This is a genomic window from bacterium SCSIO 12741 (assembly GCA_024398055.1).
Lineage (GTDB): Bacteria > Bacteroidota > Bacteroidia > Flavobacteriales_G > Salibacteraceae > SCSIO-12741.
The window spans coordinates 3,007,919-3,025,885 of record CP073749.1 but is presented as its reverse complement, the minus strand read 5'-3'; the positions used below and the strand labels follow the sequence as shown (position 1 = coordinate 3,025,885).

The 17,967-nt window shown below is 45.1% G+C and carries 7 protein-coding genes; 2 read left to right on the top strand and 5 right to left on the bottom strand.

Annotated elements, in window-relative coordinates; genetic code table 11:
• Positions 1–14 precede the first annotated feature (14 nt).
• Positions 15–482 carry a hypothetical protein gene (locus KFE98_12875; protein ID UTW60915.1) on the top strand — a complete coding sequence of 156 codons (468 nt, stop codon included), beginning with the start codon at positions 15–17 and terminating at the stop codon, positions 480–482.
• On the opposite strand, the gene KFE98_12870 is transcribed toward KFE98_12875, so the two are convergent.
• The 5 genes from KFE98_12870 to KFE98_12850 form a co-directional block, all read right to left on the bottom strand.
• Positions 475–1,980 carry an NAD(P)/FAD-dependent oxidoreductase gene (locus KFE98_12870; protein UTW60914.1) on the bottom strand — a complete coding sequence of 502 codons (1,506 nt, stop codon included), beginning with the start codon at positions 1,978–1,980 and terminating at the stop codon, positions 475–477. The genes KFE98_12875 and KFE98_12870 overlap by 8 nt on opposite strands.
• A 72-nt stretch (positions 1,981–2,052) precedes the next feature.
• Positions 2,053–5,322, bottom strand: a complete 3,270-nt coding sequence (locus tag KFE98_12865; protein UTW60913.1) for a gliding motility-associated C-terminal domain-containing protein — start codon at positions 5,320–5,322, stop codon at positions 2,053–2,055.
• A gap of 167 nt (positions 5,323–5,489) precedes the next feature.
• Positions 5,490–8,690 (bottom strand): gliding motility-associated C-terminal domain-containing protein, encoded by a 3,201-nt coding sequence (locus KFE98_12860; GenBank protein ID UTW60912.1) that lies wholly within the window; start codon positions 8,688–8,690, stop codon positions 5,490–5,492.
• A gap of 267 nt (positions 8,691–8,957) precedes the next feature.
• Positions 8,958–12,146, bottom strand: coding sequence for a gliding motility-associated C-terminal domain-containing protein (locus KFE98_12855; GenBank protein ID UTW60911.1), 3,189 nt, complete (start codon positions 12,144–12,146; stop codon positions 8,958–8,960).
• Positions 12,147–12,410: 264 nt separating this feature from the next.
• Positions 12,411–15,764, bottom strand: a complete 3,354-nt coding sequence (locus KFE98_12850; protein ID UTW60910.1) for a gliding motility-associated C-terminal domain-containing protein — start codon at positions 15,762–15,764, stop codon at positions 12,411–12,413.
• A gap of 123 nt (positions 15,765–15,887) precedes the next feature.
• Between KFE98_12850 and KFE98_12845 the strand changes: the two genes are divergently transcribed.
• Entirely contained in the window at positions 15,888–17,912 is a 2,025-nt protein-coding gene (locus KFE98_12845; GenBank protein UTW60909.1) for a M3 family metallopeptidase, read from the top strand.
• Positions 17,913–17,967: the final 55 nt, after the last annotated feature.

The following is a 17,967-nucleotide window of genomic DNA, read 5'->3' as shown; positions in this document are numbered from 1 at the left end:
GTAAATTCGTCCCCATGAAATTGATTTTAACCATCGCCCTTTCTTTGCTTAGTATGACGTCTCTAAAGGCTCATCCCTTGCATTTTTCCATTACCAGCGTAGATTACAGCGATGATTCGAAATCCTTGCAGATTTCAGCCAAATTGTTCTCAGACGATCTGCTCGATGCGTTGAAGAAGGATGGGCATAAGGAAGTTAACGAAGAGGCCTTACTGGATTACTTTTCCAAAAACTTTCAGGTCAAATTAAATGAGAAGGATTCGCCCTGGGCTTTTATTGGATTTGAAACGGAAGAGGATGTCACTTTTGTTTACCTGGAAATTGCCAGCAAAAAACCGCCCAAATCCATTTCCATCATGAATACCCTAATCCTGAATTTGTTTGAAGATCAAACCAATGTAATGCACCTGGATTTAGGCACCAACAAGTACACCTTTACCACCAATTTGGAATCCCCGGAAGGATTCTACCCGGCTAATTAGTGTTTTCTTCAGCCAATCCGGTCATAAACAAATCCTGAATCTCCCCTTCCTTGGTAAACCGATAACACTTGAGGTGTAAGTTCATTGTACTTGGTTTAATAATGGATTTGCCAAGTAGCATACGAGCGCATTCCTGAAGTCCTTCAGTGATGGCAGGATGAGGAAAAATCAAATTGGCCAGGTCGTGCACGCTTCGATCCAGGGCAATCATCAAACCAACAGACTCGATGGTAGATGAGGCTTGATCTCCAATGGCACGCATTCCGAGAATCTTCATGTCCTCGTCATCGGTGACCAGAATTTTGAAGAAGCCTTGTGTTTTCCTCTTGGCAATGGCTCTATTTACGTAACGGTAACTCATCAAAGCCATTTTATAGGGAGTGCCCTCTTGCCTGCATTGTTGTTCATTTTTTCCAACTCCTGCAACCTCAGGATTGAGGAACATGATCGTACAAATGTTGTTGTAATGCATGGGCGAGGTAATATTACCCGCAATCCGCTCGGCGGCATACCGCCCTTCCATTTCAGCAATGTTTACCAAAGCAATATCAGCGGTAAAGTCACCTACTGCATAGATGTTGGGAATGGAAGTCTGGGTGTCCTCGTCTTCTGCAAATCCACGACCGTCCAATTTCATTCCAACTTCCTTTAGACCCAGATTCTCGACATTGGGAATCCGTCCAACCGATATAAGTGCTTTTTCTACAGTGCGGGTTTCGGTCCGACCGTCCTTGTACTCCAGTACATATTGCACTTTTCCATCCACAATCTCCATGGACTTCAAACTGCTGTTGCGGTGTACACGAACGCCATTTTCTTCCAGATTACTCGTAACCATGGAAGCAATATCATCATCTTCAAATGGCAGGATTCGATCCGCTTTATCAATGAGATAGACTTTCGTTTTTCCAAAGTTGGAGAAGATGGTAGCAAATTCACATCCAATCACACCGGCACCCAAAATCACGATACTCTTTGGGAAATCTTCCAAAGAGCTGATCCCGTCACTGGTCATGATGGTTTTTTCATCAATCGGAATGTTAGGAAGGTATCTGGGTCTGCTACCCACAGCGAGAATGATGTTGTCGGCTTCATACTCTACGATGATCCCATCTTTCAACTCAACCTGTACGGTATTCCGGTCAAGAAGCTTGGCTGTGCCCCGGATAAATCGAATGGCCTCCATTTTTTCGAGGTCCTCAATTTGCTCCATTATCTGGGTATGCTTTTCGTTCTCCGCTTTGTGCATTTCGCCAATAACGGTGCGAAAATCAAGCTCGCTGTCAAATACGTAGTACCCGTATTTATTGGATTTGGCAATTTTGTAATTCTCGGATAGTTCCCATAGGGTTTTGGAAGAAAGGGCTCCGTTAAAAACTCCGGCACCACCCACTTTGTGTTTCTCAATGAGTAGTACTTTTTTTCCTAAATCGATGGATCGCATGGCTGCTGCGATGCCCGAAGGTCCTCCCCCAATAACGCAAACATCGTATCGCATAGTTCTCTGTTATTTGTCACTAAGGTATTCAAATCGAGGACAAGAAAAAAATGAAGTCAGGCAATTCTCAGCTTAACGATACAAAGTTACCTGGCCGGTTTGATGAATGAGTTGGTCGTCAAAATCGTTGCGGAAGGAAAGCTTCCATACGTATACACCATCAGGGCAATGAGTTTCATTATCCTGGCGAATCCCATCCCACCCTTGTTCAGTTTCATAGCTTTCAAAAACAACCTCATTCCAACGGTTCAATACCGTGAGGTGATAATCATACCCACCGGTTAAATAAACCTTGAAAGTGGGATTATGAGGATCACTATTGGGTGTAAAAGCACTGGGAGAATAGAATTGGTAGGGACAGTCTACCAATTCTAACGAAAACTCTTGTTGACATCCGTGATTATCCACCAAAGTATAGCGATAGCTTCGAAGTTCATCAGCGATGGAATCTCCATTATGAAACCAGTAGTAGCGATGCCCTTCAGGATGCCAGGTGGGTAGAATTATTTCTTCGCATCGTCCGGTGTCTTCTGGCAAATGAGGGTGAATAGGATCGAAGTAGCTCAATACCATGGTGTCTCGGGCAGTTCCACAGCGGTTGGTAGCTTCCAGGAAGTGTTCTCCGGATTCAGCAGCCACCCATTCCTTGTTGGCGTAAGATCCATTCCATACCAGATCAGTATATTTCATATCTGCCATAGAAAGGCCGCTTTTCAAAAGCAATGATTTTCCAAAACAGAGAATGGTATCGGCCCCAATTTCAATAACAGGTTTGTAATATGGATCTACTCGGCGGTGGGCCGTATAAGGTCCGCAGGCATTGCTAATGGTAACGGAATAAACCCCTTCAGAAGCCACCTGAATGTGGGAGCTTGTTTCACCCGTATTCCAGAGGTATCCAGGATTATTCGGGAATTGGAATCCCATGGAAAACTGCTGACCTTCACACAGCGTGGTATCTGAGCCTAGGGTAGGTTTTAACGGAACGTCTACATAAACCTGAAGGCTATCAGAGGCTATACCGCATTCGTTTGCTGTTTTCCCCCAATACAACCCGGGGTTTTGAACATAAATAGAATACCCGGTATCACCTGTACTCCAGGCAAATGCCGTTGACGGACTGTCCAGAGAAAGGGTAAGCCCCTCCCCCATACACAGAACGGTATCTGACGGGAATACCACCTCCGGGGCCGATTCGTTACGAAAGTGGATCGTATCGGAACGGGAACCACAAAGGTTAGTGACTTGTAGCCACCAGGTGCCGGGTTTCTTAATTTGTATCGTTTTCTCGGAGGACGAATCGCTCCAAAGGATGTTTCCAAATCCAATAAAGGGTTTCAAGTGAATACTATCTCCCTCGCAAAGCACACTATCCGGACCCAAATCAAAAAACAAGGGGTGATGTACCTCAATATAAGCGCTATCTGAGGCCACACCGCAGGCATTGGTTACCTCTACCCATTTAAGTCCAGTAGTTCGAGCCCAGTGGCGGTAATTGTGTCGGTTTCCATCGTGCCACAAATAACTTGAACCAGGCCAATGAGCATCCAATACGTACCAGGTTCCTCCGCAAAATGCAGTATCGCCGCCTAAATCTACTTCGGGAGGATCCAAATCATAAACTCGAATCGTATCACTTTTCAATCCACATTGATTGTTGCTCAGCGCCCAATAAGTTCCCGCTTGTGTGATCTGAATCAACGAGTCGGTTTCCTGGGTACTCCACAAATAGTTTCCCATGGTATCTCGTATCACGAGTTCCACCGTGTCAGATGGACACAGGGGAAGATCCGGTCCTAAGTCCAGTGAGCGCTGAAAAAGACTATCCACATGCACCGTATCGCGGCTCACACCACACTCGTTGATGGCTTCTACCCAATAGGCCCCAGCCGTATCAATGGTTAAGCAGGACGAGGTAGAGCTATCCATCCATAAAACAGAATACGCCGATGTGTTCAACACCGAAATGCAAATCGAATCTTCGCGGCAAAAGAGCGTGTCTTGAGTAACATTTAGTTGAGGGATGGGCGTTATCTGAACCATTTGCCGAAAAGTATCTACCACTACTTGGCCATTGACCGTATACCAGGCAATGGCGGTGATTAAATACGGTCCGGCTTGATTGTATTGATGAGAATCGATGGCATGAGTAGAGTAATTATTAACTCCCGAAAGCGTGTCACCGTAGTCGTAATAAACCGAATCAGCGGAATTTGGATTAACGATAGAAACAGTGGTAAACCCATTTTCACAGGCACCTTTTATCAGAATCTCCGGTACGTCAAGGAAAGACTGAACAAAAGTGGGCAAACCGTATTGACTCTGAGCCGTGCCGGGAATGCTCACTCCATTGGGACTAAAAGTACAAGCCAAACCCAAGCGATCCGGAAAATGAATAACTCCCAACTGTCGCGAAGTCATTTGAGCTAAATAAATTTTACGATCAAGGCCCAATTGAAGCTGGCCAATGCTTACGCTTCCTGGTCCTGGAATCTTGACCCTGCTCGCCCAGATTTGAGATGCCGTTCCGGCTTGAGTATCAAATTGATAAATATCCTGGGTATTTCCTGCATAGAGAACACGGGAATTGGCTGAAAATTCAATTCCATAACCGGTACCAGGAACTCCTTGGTTATGACGAATTTGAGTAAAGGTACCTGTGCCGGCATTAAAGTTGGCCAGGGTGAGCACACGATTGGAACTAAAGGTAGCAAGCTGGCTTCCATCGGGTGAAAACTTAATACATCCGATGTGCCCCACAGGTCCCAATACGGGAGCAGAAATAGGAGTTATAACGGGCGTTGTTGAAACACCTCTTGAATCGATAAGATAGGCGTACAAATCCCAAGTGGTATTGTGCTGAATCACCACCCAAAAGTCGCGGCCATTGGCATGCCTCACTGCCGCGATTTTATCGGGAACAGGAATACTGCTCAAAGGTCTGTTTTTGCTATTAATCACTACGTCACCCAATCCTCCGGCGAAGGACATGTCTACGATGGAATAACGTGCTCCACCGCTGGGCATAGTAGGAACGGTGAATAAATAATAGCGATTGGGATTAGAGGGAAAAGGAACAATGATGGCGGAGTGAGAGGAAGAAGAATGTCCCATCAAACCGGTTCCATTCGGCATTAAAGTGTGATTTCGATTCCAAACCGAAGTACCATCCGTATAAAATTGAAGTTGGCCCGTATTGGGGTCAGAAATGGTGGCGCATCCTTCGGTGGTTCGTAGTGCACCATTGGCCACACCTGTAGCAGAGCCCAAGGTAAAATCCAACCCAGCGTGATTTCCAAAATACCACCAGTTTGCTTGCCTTTGGCCATACGCAGTTACCATGCCTCCTACAAGCAGTAGGAAACAAAAAAACCTAACCCATACTTGATACGTTTTGTGCATGAATGCTGACTATCCCATTATTCACACCGCGATGCTATTAGTATATACCTGATAACCACGACTTTGGTTTGGTGTAATATCCGAATTTTCGAGCAAAAAACCGCCGGTTATCGAATTAAATATACCTGGCCAGTTAAAACTTGGGTTTGATGGTTGTAATCTTCCTTAAACTCTACCTTCCACAAGTACTGTCCCACGGGGCATTCAGTACCATTATCCATACGGGTCCCGTCCCAACCTTCCTCTATGTCACCCGATTCATAAATGAGTTCATTCCAGCGGTTAAATATCTGAATATCAAAATTTATCAAGTCCGCTTTAAAAACCCGAAAACGATCATTTACCTGATCCCGATTGGGTGTAAAGCTATTCGGGAAATAGAATTCATTCGGGCATCTCTTGATATTCAAGGGAAGGTAATTTTCACAGCCATGGTCATCTCGAACCAACAGCTGATAATCTCCGTGTTGATCAATCCAACGCATGTTATCGTTCGAACCATCTTCCCATTCCAGATAATACGGGTAGGAAGTCAAATCAATGTAAAATGGTTCGTCACAATACAGGGTATCCAGCGGCAACCGAACCTTGGGGAGTGGCTCAACATGGAGGTTGAAGGTGTCATAACCTATTCCGCAATAGTTTTGAACCTCCACTATCCAATCCTTGGATTCGTTGACCCTAAAGGTCTCTTGAACGTGTTTGTGTTGCCAGGTAACGGTTGAGTACAACAGCTCGCTTTCGGTCATTCCAGTGGTAAGTTCCCATTCCTCTCCTGCACAAATGAGTTGATCCGGCCCCAAGTACGGGTCTGGAGAATATTGCATGGTAACGTTTCGCTCCGAACGGTAGGACCCGCAACTATTGGTAACAGTTAGTCTATAAGTTCCGGCAGCGTTCACTTGAATCTTGGCAGATTTGGCTCCTGTACTCCAATGATACTTCGGTCGATTTGGAAAATTCTGACCCAATTCGATAAAGGCATCGTCGCACAGAATGGTATCTCCACCCAGATTGAGGGATAAGGAAATATCTAATGCAAAATTGACCTGCCCCTGATCAACCCCACAAAGGTTTGTTGCCTGTCCCCAATAGGTACTAGGCTTGAATAAGGCGAAGGTCGGGTTGGTGCTTCCATCACTCCAGGCATAGGTGGAAAGTGGATTAGAGATATCTAACCAGAGGGTGTCGCCTTGGCAAATAGCCGTATCCGAAGGGAGATCAACCACAGGTGGTTTAAGCACTGTAAGATTGAGTGTATCCCAGGCAAATCCACAAGTATTCATTACCTCCACGGAGTAGGTCTTGGTTTCAAACGCCAGGTATCTGGAGGTTGTCGCTCCATCTTGCCAGGTAACAGTTGCCGGTGAATCCGGAATGTGGAAATGAAGGGTATCTCCAAAACAAATGAGCGTATCATTACCCAGGTTGAGTTGAAGTGAATCTTGAACAATGATTCGTACCGAATCCCGATGAGCACCACAAAGGGTGGATTTTTCCAACCAATACCATCCCGATTTGTTGGCTATCACTTGTGATGTATCCACTTGTCCGGTATGCCATACATAAGACATCCAGGGTTCACGGGAGCTGCCCAACACAAAATTTGAATAGATGCAAACGGCCGTATCCGATCCCAAATCGGTATGAGGCATTGGGACACGTTCAACGAGAATAGTATCCCGTTTTACGCCACAAAAATTGGACACTTCTGCCCAAATCGTTTCGGTGGTATCGGCTTCGTATAAAGGGGTCGTAGATCCATCGGACCAAAGGTAGGTGGCCAGCGTATCGGAAAGATCCCATCGAAGGGTATCGCCCACACAAAACAAGGTATCCGGACCTAAATCAATATGGCGTAGGAGAAGGCTATCCACCTCAACGGTATCAGATGATTGACCGCAATGATTCCGTGCAGTTACCCAATAGGTTCCTGCAGAATCAATTGGCAAAAAGTTGCCCGTACTACTATCTCCCCAGAGCAAGGAATAATTCGTGGTTTGACTAATCTTGGCCTCAATGGAATCCCAGGCACATAGAATGGTATCTCCCGGTAAACTGACTATTGGAGGAAGTTTAATGTCTATGGAATCGTAAAGGGTATCGATGTAGACTCTTCCAAATCCATCGGTGTAGTAAGCGTGTGCAGTAATCTTAAACTTCCCTGCCCTGGAAAAGAAGTGGCTATCCAGCGGATTCCAGGAATTGTTCAATGCTCCGGTACTTGGATCGCCATAATCATAGTAGACCGAATCGACTAAATTGGCATCCTTTAGGGCAATCTTAACATACTGCCCATCGCAGGCATTTTGAACGTCGAAGTCGGTGGTTTCGAAAAAGGATTGAATGAATGTAGGTAAACCATATTCACAATAGGCTCCTGAGGGAAGAGTTGCCGCGTTGCTCACGTAATTACATGCTGTTCCAGCAGAATCCGGAAAATCTATTCGAGAAAGGAAATTTTTTCCCGGCCGGGCGATGTAGATCTTTTTGTCTGGAGCCAACTGCATCTGAGCAAATAATCCTGAACCTGATATGGTTCCAATAATTGTTCGGGAATTTTGTATCGCAGCGCTATTCGAAAGCGTCAAGTCAAATTGGTAGATGCGGCCAGGAATGGAGATGTATAATAATTTGGAATTGGGCGAAAATTCCACCCCGTAGATAAAATCGTAATGCAATGAACTTGTCACATCCACCAAGGGTAGAGCCTTTCCAGTTAAACTATTAAAGGACATTATTTTCAAGTTATCATTACTACCTGCGACGGCACATAGAAATTTTCCATCTGGGGAAAACTTCATACAGCCATAATGCCCTACTCCTCCCCAACCGCTTCTCGAAGCAGTGGAAATCACCGGTGTTGTGGAAACCCCAGCACTGGTGACCAAATAGGCATAAAAATCCCAGGTCATTTCGTTTTGTATAACTACCCAAACATCCCTTCCATTGGCATGACTAACGGCACTTAATTTATCGGAAACCTGAAAATTTGGAGTAGGATTTATAATTGTGTTTTTACCTATTGCCACCACATCCCCAAGGCCATTATTCAAGGTCATATCCACAATCGAATAATGAGCACCGATGGTAGGGTTGGCCGGTACGGTAAACACATAATATTTATTGGGGTTTCCAATAAAAGGAACAATTACGGCAGAATGAGAGGCGGAAGAATGTCCTAAAAGCCCAAATCCATTACCCATTTGCTGATGATTGCGATTAAATACCTGGATTCCATCGGTATAAAAAAGAAGAGCTCCGGTAAGGGGGTTGGAGATGGAAGCGCAACCTTCCAGAGGAGACATCGCCCCATTGTTTTGGCCAATAGGCGCTGCATTACCGTTGAAATGCAAACCGGCTTTTTTTCCAAAATACCACCAGTCAGCCTCCCTTTGGCCGTACAGATTTGCCGTGCTACCCCCTATTAATAAAAGAAAGCAAAGGCACTTTATCCAAAATTGAATCGCTCTTTGCATGAATGCTGGTTAACCGATATTACTATTGGCTATTAGGATACACCTGAAAATCAACCTTTTGGTTGGGTAACCCCCATTCACAAATAAAACTAAAGTCTATCGAATCAGTAATAGGCTTCCTGTAAAAACCTGAGTTTGTTCGTTAGCCTCTTCCCGAAATTCGATTTTAAAGACATACTGCCCTACCGGGCAATCGGTTTCGTTGTCACCTCGGGTTCCATCCCAGCCTTCTTCGATGTCAGGAGATTCGTAGACCAATTCATTCCAGCGATTGTAGATCCGAATATGGAAATGAGAAAGATCGGTTTTAAAGACCCGGAAACGGTCGTTGAGCTGATCGTCGTTGGGTGAAAAGGAATTGGGGAAATAGAATTTTCCAGGACATTCTTTCACGGTCATTCGCTCGATGTTCTCACAGCCGTTTTCGTCTTCTATGAATAAGATGTAGTCTCCAGCTTCATAAATAGACCGTTGTTCATCCAAAGAGCCGTTCTCCCATTCGACCTGGTAGTTAAACCGGGATAGATCTATTAAAAATTGACCGTCGCAATAAGTCGTATCCTTTGGCAACCCAACATGGGGTAGAGAATTCACCTCCAATCGCATGGTGTCCCGGCCCACTCCACAATGATTGGCTACTTCCACAAACCATTGGTTTTGCTCAGATACCGCAAACTCGGTTCGCTGGTAACGATTTTGCCATTTCACCCTGGATTGATTCAATTCGGCTTCGGTCATTCCGGTTCTAAGGATTATTTCATCACCCAAGCAAATGGCCTGATCTGCACCTAAATCAGGGTCGGGAGTGTAATCCATGTGAATCACTTTGTCAGTAGTGGTAGAACCACAAGTATTTGAAATGGTTACCCGGTAAATACCAGCGGAGTTAACCTGGATTCGAGGAGTTTGGGCTCCATTGTCCCATAAGTAACTTGGCCCATTGGGGTATATGACTCCAATGGTTGTCATTTGATCATCACACAGGGTAGTATCGGGACCTAAATCGGCTCGAAGGGTATCATCATAACTCAAGGTAAATTGATCCTGATCGAAACCGCAAATATTCGTAGCTCTCCCCCAATACACTCCAGGTTTGGACACCCTTAAAAAATGTCGTGTACTTCCATCACTCCATACGTAGGTGGATACGGGATTAGGCATTTGCACCATCAAGGAATCACCTTGACAAAGAATCGTGTCGGATGGCAATTTAACGACGGGTGATTTGAGTATATCCAGCTCGATTGAATCCCTGGCACTTCCACAGCTATTGGTAATATTCGCCCAATAGGTCTTTTTTTCAAAGGCTTTTTGCATGGAGTCCGAAGTTCCGTTTTGCCAGTTAATCGTAATATGAGAATCAGGGATATGTAGATTTAGCGTGTCACCCAAACAAATCAAGGTATCCGGCCCTAAATTTACCACAGGAGGGTGCTGAACAATAAGGTAAACTGAGTCTCTATGAACCCCACAATCGGTTTCTTTTTCCAACCACTTTAACCCGCTTGATTTGGCCGATATCTGCGGAACATTAACCCAACCATTGTACCAGGTATATCGAGTATAATCCTCTCGAATATCACCCAAAATGTAGTTGGAGGATAAACAAACAACGGTATCCGGACCTAGGTCTACCTGCGGAACATCGATGGTATCCACCTGAATAGAATCTCGTTTTATACCGCAAACATTGGTAACCTGAGCCCAGAACAACCCACCAGAATCAATTTCAAAATAAGGTCCTGTGGAACTATCTGACCACAGATAGGTCGCTAAGGTATCGGAGACATCGAGAAAAATCGTGTCTCCTACACAGAGAGTGGTATCCGGACCCAGATTGATCGATCGAAGGAATAAACTGTCCACTGTAGTCGTATCTGTTGAACTTCCACATCGATTAGTAGCTTTAAGCCAAACAGTAGCTGGGGTATCAACTTTGTAATAGTTTACGATACTGCTGTCACTCCACAACAGATTATAGTCCTTGGTTTGGGTGATTTTGGCAAAAAGCGTATCCCCAGAGCAAACCATCGTATCACTGGCCAAATAGATCATGGGGGGACGTTCAATATGAATCGTATCGGAGAGGGTGTCCACCACAACTTGTCCTTGTTTATCCGTAAAGTAGGCAAAGGCCGTCACCAAGAATTTACCATAAGTCGAAAACCTGTGACTATCCAACACATTCCAGGAGTAATTCGCAGAACCAGTGGAAGGATCCCCATAGTTGTAGAAAACTGAGTCAAGGCCAGAGGTATCACTAATCGAAATCTTGACATATTGGCTATCACAGGCATCTTCTATATCAAAGACTGGTGCAAAAAACGATTGAATAAAGGTTGGAAGTCCCCACCTACAAACTGCTCCAGAAGGCAGTGAACTGCCGATACCGGTAAAATTGCAAGCCAGACCTAAGGAATCAGGGTCATCAATTGCCGATAAATAAGATTGAGCGGGTCTGGATATATAAATCTTGCGGTTGGAAGCCAGTTGCATTTGAGTAAAATGCGGAACATTTGTAGTTGCAATTGTTTTCCGTGAAGCGAGAATAGCAGCGCTGGTAGAAAGGGATGCATCAAATTGATAGATTTTAGTGCGAGTGCTTATGTACAATACCTCAGAATTGGGCGAAAACTCTACCCCATCCACCAGGAAATAATCCAAGGAATCGGTAACATTCACTAAGTTGGTCAAGACTCCAGTTGAATTATCAAAATGGAACAACATCAGGTTAGCACGGATACCAGCTGTAGCACAAAGGAGCTTTCCATCTGGGGCAAACTTTATACAACCGTGATTACCTGCATGAGGTGTTGGTACACCCGTGACTGGTGAAATGACGGGAACATTTGAGACACCAGTACTGGTTATCAAAAAGGAATGAAAAGACCAATTATTAGCATCCTGGACGGTTAACCAAATGTCCTTCCCATTTTTGTGTCTAACTGCACTGAGTCTACAAGGTCCCAAAATTGTGCCCAAGGGCGTACTCTTTGAAGTCGCAACAACATCACCCAAACCTGAGTTTAATGTCATATCCACCACGGAATAATCTAACCCTGAAACAGTGCCAGTGCCGCCAATGGTAAATAAATAGTACTTATTGGGGTTTCCAACAAAAGGAACAATTATTACGGTCTGGGAGATGCTTGTACTTGCTCGCAGTCCGTATCCATTAGCCATTTGTGCGTGGTTTCGATTCCAAACACTTCGACCATCTGTATAAAACTGGAGCACTCCCGTTTTTGGATGAGAAATAGAGGCACATCCAAGAATAGCGTGCATAGCTCCATTGTTCTGGCCAATGGGTGCCGATGAGCCATTAAAATGCAAGCCTGCTTTGGACCCAAAATACCACCAGTCTGCCTCCCTTTGGCCGTTCAGATTTGCCGTGCTACCCCCTATTAATAAAAGAAAGCAAAGGCACTTTATCCAAAATTGAATCGCTCTTTGCATGAATGCTGGTTAACCGATATTACTATTGGTTAATAGAATACACCTGAAAGTCAACACTTTGGTTGGGTACCTCCTAAAAGATTATTCTAAATTCTACCGAACAAGAAAAACGGTACCGGTGAAAATCTGTGTTTGTTCGTTGGCCTCTTCCCGGAATTCGATTTTAAAGACATACTGCCCCACCGGACAATCGGTTTGATTGTCGCCTCGGGTTCCATCCCAGCCTTCTTCGATGTCAGGAGATTCGTAGACCAACTCATTCCACCGGTTGTAGATCCGAATATGGAAATGAGAAAGATCGGTTTTAAAGACCCGGAAGCGATCGTTGAGCTGATCGTCGTTGGGTGAAAAGGCATTAGGGAAATAGAATTTTCCCGGGCATTCTTTCACGGTCATTCGCTCGATGTTCTTACAGCCGTTTTCGTCTTCCATGATCAACATGTAGTCACCAGGTTCCTGAATGACGCGTTGGTCTTCGGAGGATCCATCTTCCCACTCCAATACGTAGTTGTGACGAGTTAGATCAATGAGAAATTGACCATCGCAGTATGTTGTATCCAGAGGAAGTCCAACTCGTGGTAGTGGATGCACCCCAAGTCTCATGGTATCGCGACCTACTCCACAATGATTGGCCACTTCCACAAACCATTGATTTTCTTCCGAAACACCAAATTCCGTTCGCTTATAGCGGTTTTGCCATTTTACGGTAGATTGATCTAAATCTGCTTCGGTAATTCCTGTCCGAAGGATAACCTCTTCCCCATTACAAATGAACTGGTCTGGTCCTAAATCGGGTTCAGGAGTATAGTCCATGTAAATGATCTTTTCAGAAGTAGAAGAGCCGCAAGAATTAGAGATGGTTACCCGATAAGTACCCGCCGCATTCACCTGAATTCTGGGGGTAGTAGCTCCGTCGTCCCACAAATAGTTTGGACCATTTGGATAGACCACACCAATGGTGGTCATCTGATCATCACACAGGATTGTATCTGGTCCTAAATCGGCTCGGAGCGTATCGTCGTAACTCACGGTAAACTGATCCTGGGCAAAACCACACAAGTTGGTTGCTCGTCCCCAATAAATGCCGGGTTTTGAGATTCTCAAGAAGTGCTTCGTACTGCCATCACTCCAGGCATAGGTAGATTGAGGATTAGGCATTTCTACCATAAGCGAATCGCCTTGGCAGAGTACGGTATCGGATGGTAGTTTCACCACCGGAGATTTGAGAACATCTACCTCAATGGTATCGCTCGCACTGCCACAGGAATTAGTAATGTCCACCCAATAGGTTTTCTTCTCAAAGGCCTTTTGAATCGAATCAGAAGATCCGTTTTGCCAGGCAATGGTGATGTGTGAATCCAGAACGGCAAGCGTTAAGGTATCTCCAAAACAAAGAAGGGTATCCGCACCCAAATCTACCTTAGGTGGTTTTTGTACCACCACGAAGGCCGAATCCCGATGAATTCCACAATCGGTTTCTTTTTCCAACCACTTTAAGCCGGTCGAATTGGCCCAAATTTGAGGTATGTTAACCCAGCCGTTGTGCCAGGTGTATCGGGTATAGTCCTCCCGAATATCACCCAAAATGTAGTTGGAGGATAAACAAACAACGGTATCCGGGCCCAGGTCTACATGGGGAACATCAATCCTATCCACTTTAATGGAATCCCGTTTTATACCACACACATTTGTGATCTGTGCCCAAACCAATCCACCCGTATCTATGGCAAAATAGGGAGAGGTGGAACTATCCGACCAGAGGTAACTGGCCAGGGTATCAGAAACGTCCAGGAATATGGTATCACCGACACATAAAGTTGTATCGGGCCCAAGATCTATGGATCGAAGGAATAGACTATCAATCGTGGCTGTATCTACCGAACTTCCGCATCGATTGGTCGCCGTGACCCAAAGGGTTCCGGTTGTATCAATTTTGTAATAATTCTCGGTACTGCTATCGCTCCAGAGGAGATCAAAATCACTCGTTTGTGTGACTTTGGCAAATAAGGAGTCCCATATACACACCATGGTATCGCTGGCCAGATAAACCACCGGTGGGCGTTCCACATGAATGGTATCCAGAAGCGTATCGACAACTACCTTTCCTTGTTTATCGGTATAATATGCAAAGGCGGTAACTAAGAATTTGCCGTAGGTGGAAAACTGGTGACTATCCAGCAGGTTCCAGGAATAGTTGGCTGAGCCCGAAGCGGGGTCTCCATAATCGTAGTAAACGGAATCTGGGGCACTGGTGTCTTTTACGGAGATCTTTACGTATTGGCTATCACAAGCATCTTCTACTGACAGGACTGTAGTTTCGAAAAACGATTGGATAAAAGTTGGCAACCCATAACGACAAGAAGCCCCAGAAGGTAAATTGAAACCGATGGCGGAGTAGTTACAAGCTGTACCCAAGGAATCCGGCGCATTGATTAAGGACAAATAGGATTGACCAGGTCGGGAAATGTAGATTTTTTGATCCGGAGCCAACTGCATTTGGGCAAAAACCGGAGTGGAAATACTGGCAATCGTTACTCTGGAAGCCAGAATAGCCGCACTCGTTGGAAGAGAAACATCAAATTGATAAACCTTGGAACGAGTGGAGATATACAACCTTTCTGAATTGGGAGAGAACTCTACCCCGTAAATCAAATCGTAATCAATGTTGTTGGACACATTTACCAAATTGGTCAATACTCCAGTGGCATTGTCGAAATTGAAAATCATGAGGTTGTCGCGATTCCCGGCCACGGTACATAGCAATTTTCCATTGGGGGAATACTTCATACAGCCATAATGCCCCACGGTGGTAGCAGGAACTCCGGAAACCGTAGAAATTACCGGAGTAGTAGAAACCCCTGTACTGGTAATTAAGAAGGAATGAAGAGACCAATTGCCATCATCTTGGATGGTTACCCAAATATCCTTTCCGTTTTTATGCCCAATAGCGCTGAGCTTATCGGCAACGGGAATGGTACTCAAAGAGGTATTCTTGGAAGTGATTACCACATCGCCTAAACCTGAATTTAGGGTCATGTCCACTATCGAGTACTTCGCCCCAATCGACGGTCCGGCAGGAACAGTGAACAAGTAGTACTTGTTTGGATTTCCCACGAATGGAACAATTACTCCGGAGTGAGAGGACGAGGCATTTCCTTGCAATCCAAATCCATTGGCCATTTGGACATGGTTTCGATTCCAAACACTAATTCCATCGGAATAAAATTGAAGTACACCCGTAGTTGGGTGAGAAATTGAGGCGCAACCTTCCAAAGGTGTCATAGCCCCATTACTGTATCCAGTGGGTGGTGATCCGGGATTAAAATCGAGTCCGGCGTTCATGCCAAAGTACCACCAATTCGCTTCTTTTTGAGCAAGCAAATTGGTGTGACAAGCGGTCCAGGCCAAAAGCACAACCAGAGTCCAGGTAAACTTCCAGTTTTTCATAGTCATTTTCAAGATTCCTCGAGTATCCGAATCAAACCGTTAAATTTATCAAATTGATGGATAACCACTTACATCTAAAAAGGTGTTTTATAAACTCGTACTCTATTTTTGTGCGAAAAATTCATGAATCCATTTCTGGCCCCCTTTAAAACTCCCTTCGGATCGGTTCCCTTTAACCTCATCCAAAATGATCACTTTATTCCTGCTCTCGAAAAGGCTATTTCCGAGGCTGAAAACCGAATAGAAGAACTCAAGTCGATTGAGAATCCCACGTTCGAAAATTTCTTGGTAGAACTGGAAAAAAGCGGCCGTCAGGTCGGAGTTGTAGCGGGGACGTTTTTTAATCTGAATTCAGCTGAAACCAGCGACGAATTGCAACAACTGGCTCATGAATTTTCACCCCGATTAACGGCCTACCAAAACAAAATAACCCTGGACGAAAAACTATTCGACCAGGTCAAGAAAGTATATGACTCCACGGATTTGGAATCCCTGGATACCTTCGATCGTATGCTGCTCGAAAAAACGTACAAGCAGTTTAAACGAAACGGTGCAGAAGCCTCGACCGAAGCGAAGGAGGCCATCAAAAAAATAGATGAAGAACTGGCTACGCTCAAAGTGACTTTTGGGCAGCATGTATTGGCCGCAACCAATGCCTTTGAACTTTTAATTACGGATGAAAAAGACTTAGCTGGAATTCCGGATAGTGTAGTTCAAGGTGCTCGGGAAACGGCCCAAAGCCAGGAAAAAGAAGGCTGGATGTTTACCCTGCAATATCCAAGTTACGTTCCTTTTATGACCTATGCCGAAAACCGGGAGCTCCGGGAAAAATTGTTTCGTGCATTTGCTTCCAGGGCTTACGGAAATCCAGAGCAAGACAACCGGGAAATAGTTACCCGAATTGCCGAATTGAGAGCCAAGAGAGCAGCATTATTAGGTTATAAGTCTCACGCCGAATACGTGTTGGAAGAGCGTATGGCCAAGACTCCTGCCCAGGTTCAGTCCTTTTTGGACGAGCTATTGGATCTGGCTCTGCCTGTAGCTAAGGAACAGATAAATGAGGTATCCTTATTTGCAGCCGAAAAAGGGGCTGAGTTGCCCCTGCAGCGCTGGGACTTTTCCTTTTGGAGTGAAAAACTAAAGAAGAGCAAGTACGATTTTGACGACGAGCTGCTCAAGCCTTACTTCCCGTTGGAACAAGTCATTGATGGTGTATTTGAAACCGCCAATCGCCTGTATGGGCTAACCTTTAAGCCTAATCAGGAAGTGGCGCTTTACCACCCAGAGGTTATGGTCTATGAAGTTTATGGAAGAAATGAGGAATTCATTTCCCTCTTCTATGCCGACTTTTTCCCAAGAGCGGGGAAGCGTCCTGGAGCTTGGATGACTTCCTACCGGGATCAATACCGCGAAGGCACGGAGGATTTTCGTCCGCACATTTCCATCGTGTGCAACTTCAACAAACCTACATCTGATAAACCCTCGCTTCTTACGTTTAATGAGGTAAAGACCTTGTTCCACGAGTTTGGCCATGCCCTCCATGGCATGCTGAGTCAGGGAAAATATCAATCCCTGTCTGGAACCAATGTGTACTGGGATTTTGTAGAGCTGCCTTCTCAAATTTTGGAAAATTGGTGTTACGAAAAAGAGTGTTTAGACCTCTTTGCCCGCCACTATGAAACCGGAGAAGCTTTGCCTGAAGAACTGCTGGAAAAAGTAAAACAGAGCGCTACTTTTCTTGAAGGATACCAAACTATCCGTCAGCTCAGTTTTGGCCTCCTCGATATGGCCTGGCATCACCGTAATGATGAACCTGTGGCAGACGTGGCGCAATTTGAACAACAAGCCGTTGAGCGCACTGCCCTGCTACCCGGTGTGGAAGGCACCAACTCTTCCTGTGCTTTTGCCCACATTTTTAGTGGTGGATACAGCTCCGGATACTACAGCTACAAATGGGCTGAAGTGTTGGACGCTGATGCTTTCGAAGCTTTTCAGGAAAAAGGAATCTTTAATGCCGAAGTGGCTGATCGCTTTCGCGAAAACATATTGGAAAAAGGAGGCTCCGAGCATCCATCCGTTCTCTACAAAAGATTTAGAGGTAAAGATCCGGCCTTAAAGCCGCTGTTAAAAAGAGCTGGTTTGGTTTAGAGCCGACGCTTGTAGCAGAAAGTTCGAATGGGAATTCTCCACAATTTTAACTTTG

Coding starts and splice junctions, on each gene's coding strand:
- KFE98_12875 (UTW60915.1), top strand. CDS start 15: ATGAAATTGATTTTAACCATCGCCCTTTCTTTGCTTAGTATGACGTCT.
- KFE98_12870 (UTW60914.1), bottom strand. CDS start 1,980: ATGCGATACGATGTTTGCGTTATTGGGGGAGGACCTTCGGGCATCGCA.
- KFE98_12865 (UTW60913.1), bottom strand. CDS start 5,322: ATGGTAACTGCGTATGGCCAAAGGCAAGCAAACTGGTGGTATTTTGGA.
- KFE98_12860 (UTW60912.1), bottom strand. CDS start 8,690: ATGTCTCCTCTGGAAGGTTGCGCTTCCATCTCCAACCCCCTTACCGGA.
- KFE98_12855 (UTW60911.1), bottom strand. CDS start 12,146: ATGCACGCTATTCTTGGATGTGCCTCTATTTCTCATCCAAAAACGGGA.
- KFE98_12850 (UTW60910.1), bottom strand. CDS start 15,764: ATGAAAAACTGGAAGTTTACCTGGACTCTGGTTGTGCTTTTGGCCTGG.
- KFE98_12845 (UTW60909.1), top strand. CDS start 15,888: ATGAATCCATTTCTGGCCCCCTTTAAAACTCCCTTCGGATCGGTTCCC.